Source organism: Pseudomonas sp. GW822-FHT03F08, from assembly GCF_058801265.1.
Genome location: NZ_JBXANC010000009.1, coordinates 146776 through 160301 on the forward strand (window position 1 = coordinate 146776; position 13526 = coordinate 160301).

Consider the following 13526-nt stretch of genomic DNA (forward strand, 5'->3'; position numbering starts at 1 on the left):
ATCACCCCGCGTGATTATTCAAATATTTTTTAATAACGACATCTGGCTCACCATCTTCGACGATGCTGCCGTGATCGATCCAGATAACTCTATTGCACAGCTTGCGCAGCAAGTCGGGCTGATGGGATACGAATACCATGATGCTAGAGCTATCAATGAAATCATGCATGCGTGCCAGAGCCTTATCGATGAATTCTGCATCACCACCGGCAAAAAGTTCATCGAGAATAAGAATGTCTGGATGAACGGCAGTGGCGATAGCAAAAGCCAGGCGCATGTACATCCCTGTGGAGTAGTACTTCACAGGGGTGTCAATGAACTCGGCCAAACCCGTGAACTCAATGATCTCGGGTTCGATCTTTTTGAGCATGGACTTGCTGTAGCCGAGGATTGCGCCGTTGAGGTAGATGTTCTCACGGCCGCTCAGCTCAACGTTGAAGCCTGCTCCAATTTCCAGTAGAGGGGCAATTCGGCCATTGACCGTTACAGATCCCTCTGTTGCGCAGTAAATGCCGCAAATGGCTTTCAGCAGCGTACTTTTCCCTGCTCCGTTGTGGCCCACAATCCCGATCCGGTCGCCATGAACGACCTCGAGATTGAGGTTTTTCAGTGCGCGGAATTCCGTGTATTTGCTTTTGTTGTGGCGCTTCAGCAGCCCAGCAAAGAATTCCTTCAGCGACTGTCCTTTGTCATGGTACAGGCGGAAGTTTAGATTTAGATCTTTTATCGAGATACTTGAGTTCATATCGATCACAACTTGAATACTATGTATCGATCATGCTTTTTGAATATGTATATACCCAAAAGCAAGCTGAGAATTGCCAGTGTCACAACCTTTGCATAAACATCGGGCCCGGCGAGGGAGCCTTCATAGATAGGCAGTCGGAAGATTTCGATGAACAGCGTCAGCGGGTTCAACGCAAAGATCCATCTGTAGGTGTCCGGGACGAAAGAGAGCGGGTAGATGATCGGCGTCAGGTAGTAAAGGGCTTGGAGTATCACACCCACGATGTTGGGCAGGTCACGGAACGAAACGGTCGCGATGCTCAATGCCAGTCCCAGGCCTACTGCAAAGGCAAATAGCAACAGGAAGTTGATTGGCAGGATAAAGAGCGAAGCGGTAAAAGGAGCGCCGATCGCAAGGGCGATGATGAACAGGCAGATCGTGCTGAAGATAGCGTCGACCAGCAGGCTTATCGAAGTGGAAATGACGAATATCTGTTTCGGTATGTGGATTTTCTTGATTAATGACTCGTTGGCCAGCAATGCCTGCATACCTTGGGCCAGGCAGTTCGAGAATAACGTGAAAGGTACGAGCCCCGAGAACAGGAAAATTGCAAATGTCTTAAGTGGCCATTTCATGATCATCGAAAATACGACAGAGGTCACGACCATGGTCAGTAGCGGGTTTAACAATGTCCAGAAAAAGCCGAGGGCGGTCCTTCTGTAACGCATTGTCAATTGTTGCCAAATCAACTGCTTGAGCACTAATTTGTATTGGAATAGTTCTTTAAAAAAAATGCTGAACACAATGTTTTATTCCGAGGCGAAAGGCCAGATTGCATGTTTCTCAAAAAGAGGTCGCCCTTGCATATGGACGGCCTGCCAAGTGCTTTGTTGATACCGTTGTGTTGAATGTTGCTCGGGTATCAAGAAAACATATCCATGTCCGCAAAAGAATCATGTCCCGAAAGCGTGGTGCATGATGCAGTTGAGTTTGATTGTTTCAGCCGCTTGCTGATAATCGCTTTTTCGGCTTTACACATGCTAGCACCTCCATTTCTTTCGGAATTCCGAATCAGCCTGCCTGGACCGCGCGACAGCATACCAGCATGTATCGATCGAATGAAGCCAGCCACCCATTTGCGCGGGGAGCGACGAGCGGTGAAAGCCACGCTGTGCCAGTGATTGGCCAGGTTTGGCTTGTGTACCGTCATTGGGCTGGCTGTGTGTATTCGGGCCGGTGGTCTGTGCACTTGTCCTGCGCAGCAGCCAGGCTCGATGTGCTTGATATGTGAAGGTGTGGAGGTTCTCTCGAGGGGGCATTATCCTTGGCTGTCGTTGAAGGAGCGGCTGACCGTTCACGAAGGGCAATCAGGTGCCGGTGGCACTGATCAATATCACCTGCGCTGTTGCGGGCACATGCCAAAGGAAGAGAGGGCTTCGGCGAGATCAGGTTGAAGCCTGACAGAGTATTCTCCCGGGGCTGTCTGAGCGCAGTGTTGTATCAAATTAGCCGACTTTTTCGGAGCCCGGTCGAGTATGAGTTTCTGGTGGTTTTTTATTGGCGCGGGTGTCGCATCGTTCGTGCTGACGGCCCTTTTGCGTCAATACGCACTCGCACGCAGTCTGATGGATATTCCCAATGCCCGCAGTTCGCACTCGGTTGCGACGCCGAGGGGCGGCGGCGTTTCGATTGTGATCGTGTTTCTTCTGGGGCTTTGCGTTCTGTACGGGCAATCGCTGACAAGTCTTGCCACCTTTCTCGGGATGGCGGCGGCGGGAGTCGTCATAGCGGTTATCGGGTTTATGGATGATCACGGCCACATTGCCGCTCGCTGGCGGCTTGCCGGGCATTTCTGTGCGGCAGCCTGGATGGTGTTCTGGCTCAACGGTTTCGAGACGATCAAGCTGTTCGGACTGACGATTCATCTGGGCTGGAGCGGTGCCGTCATTGCGGCGATCTATCTGGTGTGGATGCTCAACCTCTACAACTTCATGGACGGTATCGATGGCATCGCCAGTGTCGAGGCGATCAGTGCCTGCGCAGGGGCGTGTCTGCTTTACGCGCTTGATGGTCAGCCGGTGTTGATCTGGGTTCCGCTATTGTTGTCCCTGGCGGTCGCGGGTTTTCTGATCTGGAACTTTCCGCCCGCCAGAATTTTCATGGGCGATGCAGGCAGCGGTTTCCTGGGCATCATTTTAGGTGGTATTTCGCTGGCGGCTGCTAGTGTTGACTCCAGGTGGTTCTGGGTCTGGAACATTCTGCTGGGTGTTTTCATCGTTGATGCGACATTTACGCTGTTGCGCCGATTGGTGCGGGGGGACAAAGTTTATGAGGCTCATCGAAGTCATGCTTACCAGTACGCCTCTCGCCTCTACGGCAAGCATCTCCCGGTGACGCTTGGGGTCTTGTTGATCAATGTATTCTGGTTGCTGCCCGTGGCTTTTTCGGTCGTGTATTTTGATGTCGATGGCGCAGCGGCTCTGACAATTGCGTATGTGCCCCTGTTGTTGATTGCCATCAAGTATCGTGCGGGTGAGCTGGAGCGTCCCGTCCCTACAACGTAGCGCATAATACATTTGGGTCCGGCCGTCATGAATTCCCGTAAAATGCCAATATATCGTCGTCAGGGAAAGGGCCATCCGGTTGAGGTTTATGGATAAGATACGAGCGTTTTTGTTGGGGCTACCGAGGCGGCAGAAGCGCCTCATCCAGGTCGCTACGGACATTTTTCTGGTCTGGATGGCTTTGTGGCTGGCGTTCATCGTTCGTCTCGGGATTGACGACATGTACAACCCGCTGCGCATTCATTTCTGGCTTTTCGTTTGCGCTCCCGTCATCGCCGTTCCTCTTTTCATACGTTTCGGTATGTACCGTGCCGTGATGCGCTATTTCGGCAACGATGCGCTGATTGCGATCATCAAGGCTGTCAGCCTTTCTGCCCTGATCCTGGCGCTTGTGGTTTTCTGGTACAGCAATCATGAAGCTGTCGTCCCGCGCTCGATCATTTTCAACTACTGGTGGCTGAGCCTTGTGATCATCGGTGGGCTGCGCCTGTGCATGCGCCAGTACTTCATGGGTGACTGGTTCACCGCGGCGCAGCATGTACCGTTCGCCAGCCGGGATGATGGTCTGACCAAGGTGGCGATCTACGGGGCGGGTGTCGCAGGCAACCAGCTTGTCGCGGCATTGCGCATGGGGCGGGTCATGCGTCCTGTCGCGTTCATCGACGATGATTCCAGTATTGCCGACCGGTCTATCTCGGGTCTGCAGGTCTACAAGCCAAAACACATTCAACAGATGATCGATGTCACCGGGGCGCAGGAAATTCTCCTGGCGCTGCCTTCATCGACTCGGGCGCGTCGCAGGGAAATCCTCAATCTGCTGGAAGGCTTCCCCCTTCATGTGCGCAGCGTGCCTAACTTCACGGATCTGGCCAGTGGCCGGGTCAAGGTCGAGGATATCCAGGAGGTCGATATCGCCGACCTGCTGGGGCGTGATTCGGTGCCGGCTCAGCCGGACCTGCTCGAGCGCTGCATCCGGGGCAAGACCGTGATGGTCACCGGGGCGGGTGGATCGATCGGTTCGGAGTTGTGCCGGCAGATCTTTGTGTTGGGGCCGACGACCCTGTTGCTGTTCGAACACAGCGAATTCAATCTTTACAGCATTCTGTCCGAACTTGAGCAACGGGGATGCCGAGAGGCGGTGCGGGTGCGGTTGCTGCCGATCCTCGGGTCGATCCGTCAGCCGGAAAAGTTGCTCGATGTGATGAAAACCTGGAAGGTCGACACCGTTTACCACGCGGCGGCCTACAAGCATGTGCCGATGGTTGAACACAACATTGCCGAGGGTGTGTTGAACAACGTGATCGGTACGCTCAACACGGCGCAAGCGGCGTTGCAGTCCGGTGTTTCGAACTTTGTACTGATCTCGACCGACAAGGCTGTTCGCCCGACCAATGTCATGGGCAGTACCAAGCGTCTGGCAGAGTTGACCCTCCAGGCTCTGAGTCGGGAAGTGGCTCCGGTGCTGTTCGGCGACAAGGCCAATGTTTCCCGTGTCAACAAGACCCGCTTCACCATGGTGCGTTTTGGCAACGTGCTGGGTTCGTCCGGTTCCGTGATTCCGCTGTTTCACAGCCAGATCAAGTCCGGCGGGCCGCTGACCGTGACTCATCCGAAGATCACCCGCTACTTCATGACGATCCCGGAGGCGGCACAACTGGTGATCCAGGCAGGTTCCATGGGGCAGGGCGGTGATGTGTTCGTGCTGGATATGGGCGAGCCGGTCAGGATTGTCGAACTCGCCGAGAAAATGATTCACCTGTCGGGTTTGAGTATTCGTTCCGAGCGCAATCCTCAGGGCGACATTTCCATCGAGTTCACAGGTTTGCGCCCGGGTGAAAAGCTCTACGAAGAACTGTTGATCGGCGACAATGTTGCCGCCACGCCGCATCCTATGATCATGACGGCCAATGAGGATCACTTGCCCTGGGACGTTCTGAAGTCCCGGCTGAGAGAACTGCTCGCGGCTGTCGAAGCGGATGACTACTCCCGCGTCCGCCAGCTTCTGCGCGAAACGGTCAGCGGCTACACGCCGGACGGCGAGATAGTCGACTGGATCCACCAGCAGCGCCGCCTCGAGCCCTGATTGTTTCACATCCTGTAACGGACGTATTTTTGACTTGTCCTGATCATCGCCTAACTTTGAGGAGCAGCTTCGGAAAAGCTGCTTTCTCAATTGATGATGGAGCGTCACATATGCGTACCGGTTATTTCTACTCCCTGATTTTTGCCCTGCTGACCAGCGCCTCGATTGCCGCCATCGCTGCGCCTGTGGCGCCGTCCGATGCGAACAAGGTCCCACTGGTGATGGATTCGTCAGCCACTTCCGACGTCCGGAAAGTTGATCTCAACGGGGCCGATGCAGCCACCCTTCAAAAGGAGCTGGCGGGTGTTGGAGAGGCCAAGGCCAAGGCAATTGTTGCATATCGTGAAACAAACGGGCCATTTGCATCCGTCGATGAGTTGCTCGAAGTGAAAGGCATCGGCAAAGCGATCCTGGATCGCAATCGCGACAAGCTGGAAGTCAACTAAGCTGATTGTTCAACGCCAAGGGGCCGGTCATTGACCGGCCCTTTTTGCATCCCGGTCCTGAAGGTCTGCGAGGGAGCAGGGTGCCTTTCCGTCGGAATATATAAAATTATGGCTATCATATTGCGCTGAGATTATGCCTATAATAATTTCGCTCGCCACGGAAGCTTTCCTGCTTTCAGAGGCTGCTCATTCCTCACGCATTCCAGGAGTATCGTCATGAATTCCCCGAAATCCCAAGGTACGGCGCTTGTCACTGGCGCTTCTTCCGGCATTGGTGCGGTGTATGCCGAGCGGTTGGCGGCACGTGGTTTTGATCTGTTGCTGGTGGCTCGCGATCAGGAACGCCTGGAGTCTGCGGCTGGCAAGCTGCGGGGGGATTACGGTGTCCAGGTCGAAGTGTTGAAGGCCGATCTGACGCAAAAGGAGGAAGTGCTCAAGCTTGAGCAGCGCCTGCGCAGCGATTCCAGCATCAGCCTGCTGGTGAACAATGCAGGGGTGGCGGTCAATGGATTGCTGGCCAATGCCGATCCCGAGGTGCTGGAACAACTGATTCAATTGAACGTCACCGCACTGACCCGATTGGCAGCCGCCGCAGCCGCTGCGTTTACCAAGGCCGGGCATGGCACGATCATCAATATCGCGTCAGTGGTCGCCTTGTTCCCCGAACGTTTCAATGCCACCTACAGTGCCAGCAAGGCCTACGTGTTGAGCCTTACTCAATCGCTCAATACGGAACTCGAAGGCACGGGCGTCAAGGTACAAGCGGTATTGCCGGGTGTGACCCGCACTGAAATCTGGGAGCGTTCCGGTTTTGATGCCAGCGGTATTCCGGCGGAGATGGTCATGGAGGCGGGCGAGATGGTGGATGCTGCGCTGTCGGGGCTGGATCAGGGTGAGCTCGTCACCATTCCTTCGCTGCCCGATGCCGCAGAGTGGCAAGCCTTCGTTGCCGCACGTCATGTGATGGCGCCCAACCTGTCCCACAGTTCGGCGGCCAGCCGTTACAAGTAAAAAACTTTAGAGTCGTGAGAGGTCAACCCGATATGGATCAGCGTCGAATAGTTGTCACGGGTATGGGCCTGGTATCGCCCTTGGGCAGTGGTGTCGACGTCGTCTGGCAGCGTCTGCTTGCCGGGCGCTCGGGCTTGCGCCAGTTGCCGGAAGCGGTGGTTGCCGATCTGCCGGCCCGGGTCGGTGGTGTGGTGCCGACGATGGAAGAGGACGCCGAAGCCGGTTTCGATCCGGATCGGGCGACGCCGCCCAAAGAACAGAAGAAGATGGACCGTTTCATTCTGTTCGCCATGGAGGCTGCCCGTCAGGCGCTGGAGCAAGCTGGATGGCAACCTTCGGACGCCAATGCTCAGGAACGCACGGCCACCATCATCGGTTCGGGTGTCGGTGGCTTCGGTGCGATTGCCGATGCCGTGCGTACCACCGACAGCCGTGGGCCACGGCGTTTGTCACCGTTCACCATTCCGTCGTTTCTGGTCAACCTCGCGGCAGGCCATGTCTCGATTCAGCACGGGCTCAAAGGTCCGATTGGCGCACCGGTCACCGCGTGTGCCGCGGGTGTCCAGGCGATCGGTGACGCCGCTCGGCTGATTCGCGCCGGTGAGGCCGATATTGCGGTGTGCGGCGGTGCAGAAGCGTCTATCGATCGAGTCAGCCTTGCCGGTTTTGCAGCGGCGCGGGCGTTGTCCAGCGGCTACAACGAAACGCCCGAACGAGCCTCGCGGCCGTTCGACAGTGGCCGGGACGGTTTTGTGATGGGTGAAGGCGCAGGGCTGCTGGTGATCGAATCGCTGGATCACGCATTGGCACGCGGTGCCAGGCCACTGGCCGAACTGGTCGGCTACGGCACCAGCGCCGACGCCTATCATCTGACCGCCGGGCCGGAAGACGGCAGCGGAGCTCGACGAGCCATGACGTTGGCGCTGGCTCAGGCCGGTATCGCGCCGGACCAGGTGCAGCATCTGAATGCACATGCGACCTCGACGCCGGTTGGCGACCTGGGTGAACTGGCTGCAATCAAGTCGGTGTTTGGAACGCAGAACAAAATCGCCGTGACCTCGACCAAGTCCGCCACCGGGCATTTGCTGGGTGCTGCCGGCGGCCTTGAGGCGATCTTCACGCTGCTGGCTATCCGCGACCAGGTCGTTCCGCCGACCCTCAACCTGGACAATCCCGATCCGGCCAGCGAAGGCGTGGACATTGTCCACGGTCAGGCGCGGTCGATGCCGATCGAGTACGCGCTGTCCAACGGGTTCGGATTCGGTGGGGTCAATGCGAGCGTGTTGTTCAAGCGTTGGCGGGATTAGTCTTCGGAGCGCTTGAGGTGTTCGCGGGTGACGTCGAGGATCTGTTGCGCCAATCCGGCATCCGCGACGCTGCGTGAGAGCAGGAGCGCGCCCGCCAGTGTGGCCATGATGACGATGCTGCGTGCGGCCGCGTCCTCGCCTTCGAGGGTGTTCTGGATCTGATCCAGACGCGCTTTCAGCACGGCGTCGCTGGTCGGGCTCGGTTGGCCGCGCAATCCCAGTTCCGAAGAAATGGTCAGCAGCGGGCAGCCTTCATGAGGCGAGGTCTGGTGCCACTCGGACAGGTACGTATCGATGAAGGCTTCCAGCGGTTTTTCCTGGGCGAACAGTTCCTCGCACAAGCCTGCGACCTGATCGCCGGCGGCTTGCAGGGCTTTTTCGACCAGGTCGTCCTTGGATTTGAAATGCGAATAAAAGCCGCCGTGGGTCAGGCCCAGCGCTTTCATCAACGGTTGCAGTCCGGTCGCGCCGATGCCGTCCTTGCGAAACCGTTCGGACGCTTCCTTGATGATGCGCTGATGGGTCTGGGCTTTATGATCTTGCGAGTAACGCATTTAAACTCTCCGCAACAAGAGCACCATCTTAACCAATGAGAATTGAATGGTGACTGTACTTCTACTTCTAAAAAGCCTGCCGATGAATCCAACATGTTCGTAACAGCCATCAACGGTTGGCACGGATAGTGGTTGCAGCTCACAAAGTTGCCATCACCGAAGGAGCAGGAGAACCATGTACAAAGACTATCCGGCCGCCTATCAAGTCAGTAAAGGCTCGGCCTTGCAGGTCAATGCGCCGTTTTACGAGCGGATTCGCGACCAGAAGGGGGCGCGGACCCTGATCGAGCAATTCGAAGTGCCGATCCGCACCGGCCGCGCCTGGCATGTTCCGGCGGGGCATGTGTTTCGTGTCACCACACCGGTGGGGCCGCAGGTGGGCGACTTCAATGTGTGGAATGCCCACGATCCGCGCGAACGGATGTGGGCGGCCCGGACCCGGCAACTGCAGGGCGCGCATGTCAGCACCCACGATCGCCTCTGGTCGAACCTGCCTTTTCTGCGGCCAATGGTCACCATCACCGATGACAGCCTGGCCGGTTACGGCATCGACGAGCACGGCGGGCGCCTGCACGATTTGCTCGGTACGCGCTGCGATCCCTATGTGAACAAAATGCTCACCGGCGAAGACTTTCATCATCACTGCCACTCCAACCTGACCCGCGCCGTGCTACCGCACGGTCTGACCGAGTTCGACGTGCATGACGTGCTCAATATCTTCCAGTGCACGGGCCTTAACCACGATGACCTGTACTTCATGAAAGCCTGTCCGGCGCAGAAGGGTGACTATCTGGAGTTCTTTGCGGAAATCGACTTGCTGTGTGCGTTATCGACCTGTCCTGGCGGTGATCTGTCGCTGGCGATGTGGGGGCCGGATGCGCAGGATCCGCTGAGTGTGTGCCGTCCGCTGGGTGTGGAAATCTATCGCCTGGAGGATTCGCTGCTCGAAGGCTGGAGCCAGCCAGAACGTGCGGCGTACAAAGGCCTGCATGGCTTGCACATTGCCAAGGCTGACTGGGAAAAGTAACCGCAATAGAAAAACAAACCCCGCCGATTCAGGCGGGGTTTTTCGTTCAGCGGTCCTGCGCGTCCTTGACGTCCGCTTCGGCATTGCGCTCAGCAACGCGTTGACGTTGTTCTTCGGTCAGTTCGACCTTGTTGGCGGTGTCGCGCAGCATCATCAGACCCCCCACGATCGAGCCGATTGCAACGACCAGAATCAACCAGGCATACCAGGGCATAGCGGCTCTCCTTAATGGCAGGTCGCCGGGCGAGGATTTCGCCGGGCGATGCTGCTTACCACGTTTGAGCGATGGAAAATCGCAGTGGTTCCATTCTAGGCCGGTTATGCCCGGTACACCCGCACAGCTTCTATTGACCGGTCAGCATCGCATCGGCCGGCGCGTTCGCGCGCAACTGGCCAGTGAGCAGGAAATAGCCGAATCCGACCGCCATGAAACCGAGGAAGATCAGTCCGATCAGTGCGTTGAACCAGGCCATCGCCACCAGGCACACCACCGCCAGCACCAGCGCGATGAACGGGATCAGCGGGTAGCACGGCGCACGGAAAGTCCGCTCCAGATTCGGTTCGGTTTTGCGCAGCTTGAACAGACTGAGCATGCTCATGATGTACATCACGATGGCGCCGAACACGGCCATGGTGATCATTGCGGCGGTGAGGGTCATGCCGCCGAGGTTGATCAGACCGTCGCTGTAAATGGCGGCAATGCCGATGATTCCGCCGGCGATGATCGCCCGGTGCGGCGTCTGGAAACGCGACAGCTTCGCCAGCGAGGCAGGCAGGTAACCGGCGCGGGCGAGGGCGAAGAACTGCCGCGAGTAACCAAGAATGATCCCGTGGAAACTCGCCACCAGCCCGAACAGGCCGATCCACACCAGCATGTGCAACCAGCCGGAATTGTCGCCGACCACTGCTTTCATCGCCTGCGGCAACGGATCGTTGATGTTCGACAGGGTGCGCCAGTCGCCGACGCCGCCGGCAAAGAACATCACGCCCATCGCCAGCAGCACCAATGTCAGGATGCCGCTGATGTAGGCCTTGGGAATCGTGCGTTTCGGATCCTTGGCTTCTTCGGCGGCCATGGCCGCGCCTTCGATGGCAAGAAAGAACCAGATCGCAAACGGAATCGCCGCGAACATCCCGGCAATTGCCGGTGCTCCGAACATGTCCGAGCCGGCCCAGCCATTGAGCGCGAAGTTGCTGAAGCTGAAGGCCGGTGCAACCACGCCCATGAACACCAGCAACTCGGCGACGGCCAGCACGCAGACGATCAACTCGAAGGTCGCTGCCAGTTTCACACCGAGGATGTTCAGCCCCATGAAGACGATGTACGCGCCGACCGCCGCGTGTTTCGGATCGAGGGCCGGAAACTGCACGTTCAGATAGGCACCGATTGCCAACGCAATCGCCGGCGGGGCGAAGACGAATTCGATCAGCGTCGCCAGGCCTGCGATCAATCCGCCTTTTTCACCGAACGCCCGGCGACTGTAGGCGAACGGCCCGCCCGCGTGAGGAATCGCCGTTGTGAGTTCGGTGAAGCTGAAAATGAAGCAGGTGTACATGGTCGCGACCATGAATGACGTCACCAGAAAGCCGAGTGTCCCCGCGACGCCCCAGCCGTAACTCCAGCCGAAGTACTCCCCGGAAATCACCAGCCCCACCGCGATACCCCACAGATGCAACGTGCCCAGCGTGGGTTTGAGTTGTGTGTTCATGCCTTTGCTCCCTGAACGGTTTGGAAAGCTCGGGGGAGGGCGTGTGCAGTGGGCGTGCCATTTTGTATTGGCGGGTCGTAATGCGTTGAAAGCTGTCGTATCGGGGATGTTCGCCACTCGATAGCGCACATTTCTGTGCGCCAGTCAGGTGCACCGCCCACCGGATACCGTCGTAAAGAAGGCATAAACTCACTCTTTACGCTTTCTTTATGCCCCGCACGCACCCTCGGTCTCGTTCCTTTACAGCCTCCTTTCCGACAATGCCTCCACACGCGGCAATACGCCGTAACACGGAGATCTTCCATGAGCGTTCTGGACGGGGTGTCCCTGCTGCTGGCAGTGGGGCTGTTCATTTATCTGTTGGTTGCGCTGTTGCGCGCGGACCGGAACTAGGAGCGGCTATGCACAGTTATGACTATTGGCAGATCCTCGCGTTTTTCGCGTTGGTGTTGCTGCCGGCGCCGTTCCTCGGGCGCTTCTACTACAAGGTAATGGAAGGTCAGCGCACTTGGCTGACGCCGATTCTCGGCCCGGTCGAGCGCGGCTGTTATCGCGTGGCCGGGGTCAATCCGCAGGACGAACAGAGCTGGCAGAAGTACACGCTGGCGCTGCTGGCGTTCAACCTCGCGGGTTTCCTGCTGCTGTTCGCGATCCTGTTGTTCCAGGATCACCTGCCGCTGAACCCGCAAAACCTGCCGGGCCAGGAGTGGACGCAAGCGTTCAACACCGCCGTCAGTTTCATGACCAACACCAACTGGCAGTCCTACAGCGGCGAAGCGACCCTCAGCTACCTGAGCCAGATGGTCGGTCTCACCGTGCAGAACTTCGTCAGCGCCGCCACTGGCCTCGCGGTATTGGTTGCGCTGTGCCGTGGCATCGGTCGCAAATCGACCAAGACCCTGGGCAACTTCTGGGCCGACATGACCCGCGCCACCCTCTACGGCCTGCTGCCGCTGTGCCTGCTGCTGGCGCTGTACCTGGTGTGGCAGGGCGTGCCACAGACCTTCGCGCAATATGTGAATGCGGTGACGATGCAAGGCGTCGATCAAGTGATCCCGCTGGGCCCCGCAGCCAGCCAGATTGCAATCAAGCAACTGGGCACCAACGGCGGTGGTTTCTTCGGGGTCAACTCGGCGCATCCGTTCGAAAACCCGACCGCGTGGAGCAACCTGTTTGAAGTCACCTCGATCATCCTGATCCCGGTGGCGCTGGTGTTCACTTTCGGCCACTACGTCAAGGACCTGCGTCAGAGCCGCGCCATCATCGGTTGCATGCTCGCGCTGTTCCTGATCGGCGGCGCCACTTCGCTGTGGGCCGAGTATCAGCCGAACCCTGCGCTGAACAACGTGGCCGTCGAACAGACCGCGCCGCTGGAAGGCAAGGAATCGCGCTTCGGCACCACCGCCACCGTGCTGTGGTCGGTGACCACCACCGCGGCCTCGAACGGATCGGTCAACGGCATGCATGACAGCCTCAACCCGCTTAGCGGCATGGTCGCGCTGGTCAACATGATGGTCGGCGAGGTGATCTTCGGCGGCGTCGGTGCCGGGCTCTACGGCATGTTGCTGAACGTGCTGATCGCAGTATTCCTCGCCGGCCTGATGATCGGCCGCACCCCGGAATACCTCGGCAAGAAACTCCAGGCCCGCGAAGTGCAACTGCTGGTCGTGACCTTGCTGGTGATGCCGGTCGGCGTGCTGGTGCTGGGCGCGATTGCCGCTGCACTGCCTGGCCCGGCGGCGACCATCAGCAACCCTGGCCCCCATGGTTTCAGCCAGTTGCTGTACGCCTACACCTCGGCCAGCGCCAACAACGGTTCGGCGTTCGGTGGCCTGAGTGCCAACACACCGTTCCATAACCTGATGCTGGGTCTGGGCATGTTGATCGGTCGCTTCGGTTACATCCTCCCGGTACTGGCCCTGGCCGGCAGCCTGGCGATGAAGAAAACCGCACCGATCGGCCAGAACAGCTTCCCGACCCACGGCCCGCTGTTCGTGACCCTGTTGACCGTGACCATTTTGCTGGTGGGCGGCCTGACCTTCTTGCCGACCCTGGCGCTCGGCCCGATTGCCGAACACCTGAGCATGGGCTTCTAAGG

Annotated in this window: 13 protein-coding genes; 8 read left to right on the top strand and 5 right to left on the bottom strand. The window is 58.0% G+C overall.

Annotation, left to right across the window (positions count from 1 at the left end):
- Position 1: 1 nt before the first annotated feature.
- Both AC1RME_RS22635 and AC1RME_RS22640 read right to left on the bottom strand, forming a co-directional pair.
- On the bottom strand, positions 2-745 hold the full coding sequence (locus AC1RME_RS22635) for an ABC transporter ATP-binding protein (RefSeq protein WP_176504855.1): 744 nt from the start codon (positions 743-745) through the stop codon (positions 2-4).
- Positions 746-750: 5 nt separating this feature from the next.
- Positions 751-1530 (bottom strand): ABC transporter permease, encoded by a 780-nt coding sequence (locus tag AC1RME_RS22640; protein ID WP_096821037.1) that lies wholly within the window; start codon positions 1528-1530, stop codon positions 751-753.
- Between the two features lie 732 nt (positions 1531-2262).
- Here AC1RME_RS22640 and AC1RME_RS22645 point away from each other — a divergent pair.
- The 5 genes from AC1RME_RS22645 to fabF all read left to right on the top strand — a co-directional run bounded on the left by AC1RME_RS22645 (position 2263) and on the right by fabF (position 8138).
- Entirely contained in the window at positions 2263-3291 is a 1029-nt protein-coding gene (locus tag AC1RME_RS22645; RefSeq protein ID WP_096821038.1) for an MraY family glycosyltransferase, read from the top strand.
- An 88-nt stretch (positions 3292-3379) separates the two neighbouring features.
- On the top strand, positions 3380-5374 hold the full coding sequence (locus AC1RME_RS22650; protein ID WP_096821039.1) for a polysaccharide biosynthesis protein: 1995 nt from the start codon (positions 3380-3382) through the stop codon (positions 5372-5374).
- 110 nt (positions 5375-5484) lie between these two features.
- Positions 5485-5820, top strand: coding sequence for a ComEA family DNA-binding protein (locus AC1RME_RS22655; protein ID WP_096821040.1), 336 nt, complete (start codon positions 5485-5487; stop codon positions 5818-5820).
- Between the two features lie 216 nt (positions 5821-6036).
- The gene (locus AC1RME_RS22660) at positions 6037-6831 is read left to right on the top strand and encodes an SDR family NAD(P)-dependent oxidoreductase (protein ID WP_493073105.1); all 795 of its coding nucleotides are present in this window, start codon (positions 6037-6039) and stop codon (positions 6829-6831) included.
- Positions 6832-6863: 32 nt separating this feature from the next.
- On the top strand, positions 6864-8138 hold the full coding sequence (gene fabF, locus AC1RME_RS22665) for a beta-ketoacyl-ACP synthase II (RefSeq protein ID WP_493091762.1): 1275 nt from the start codon (positions 6864-6866) through the stop codon (positions 8136-8138).
- On the opposite strand, the gene AC1RME_RS22670 is transcribed toward fabF, so the two are convergent.
- Positions 8135-8692 (bottom strand): TetR/AcrR family transcriptional regulator, encoded by a 558-nt coding sequence (locus AC1RME_RS22670; RefSeq protein WP_192558650.1) that lies wholly within the window; start codon positions 8690-8692, stop codon positions 8135-8137. The two genes, fabF and AC1RME_RS22670, sit on opposite strands and share 4 nt — an antisense overlap.
- A gap of 175 nt (positions 8693-8867) precedes the next feature.
- On the opposite strand from AC1RME_RS22670, the gene AC1RME_RS22675 reads away from it, so the two are divergent.
- A complete protein-coding gene (locus AC1RME_RS22675; protein ID WP_493091763.1) occupies positions 8868-9719 on the top strand; it encodes an urea carboxylase-associated family protein in 852 nt (283 codons plus the stop codon).
- Between the two features lie 46 nt (positions 9720-9765).
- On the opposite strand, the gene AC1RME_RS22680 is transcribed toward AC1RME_RS22675, so the two are convergent.
- Together AC1RME_RS22680 and eat are read right to left on the bottom strand one after the other, a co-directional pair.
- On the bottom strand, positions 9766-9933 hold the full coding sequence (locus AC1RME_RS22680; RefSeq protein ID WP_096821045.1) for a DUF2897 family protein: 168 nt from the start codon (positions 9931-9933) through the stop codon (positions 9766-9768).
- A 130-nt stretch (positions 9934-10063) separates the two neighbouring features.
- Positions 10064-11428, bottom strand: a complete 1365-nt coding sequence (gene eat / locus AC1RME_RS22685) for an ethanolamine permease (RefSeq protein WP_096821046.1) — start codon at positions 11426-11428, stop codon at positions 10064-10066.
- A 303-nt stretch (positions 11429-11731) separates the two neighbouring features.
- On the opposite strand from eat, the gene kdpF reads away from it, so the two are divergent.
- Together kdpF and kdpA are read left to right on the top strand one after the other, a co-directional pair.
- Positions 11732-11821 (top strand): K(+)-transporting ATPase subunit F, encoded by a 90-nt coding sequence (kdpF, locus tag AC1RME_RS22690; protein ID WP_007899818.1) that lies wholly within the window; start codon positions 11732-11734, stop codon positions 11819-11821.
- Positions 11822-11829: 8 nt separating this feature from the next.
- Positions 11830-13524, top strand: coding sequence for a potassium-transporting ATPase subunit KdpA (gene kdpA, locus AC1RME_RS22695; RefSeq protein ID WP_096821047.1), 1695 nt, complete (start codon positions 11830-11832; stop codon positions 13522-13524).
- The last annotated feature ends 2 nt before the right edge of the window (positions 13525-13526 follow it).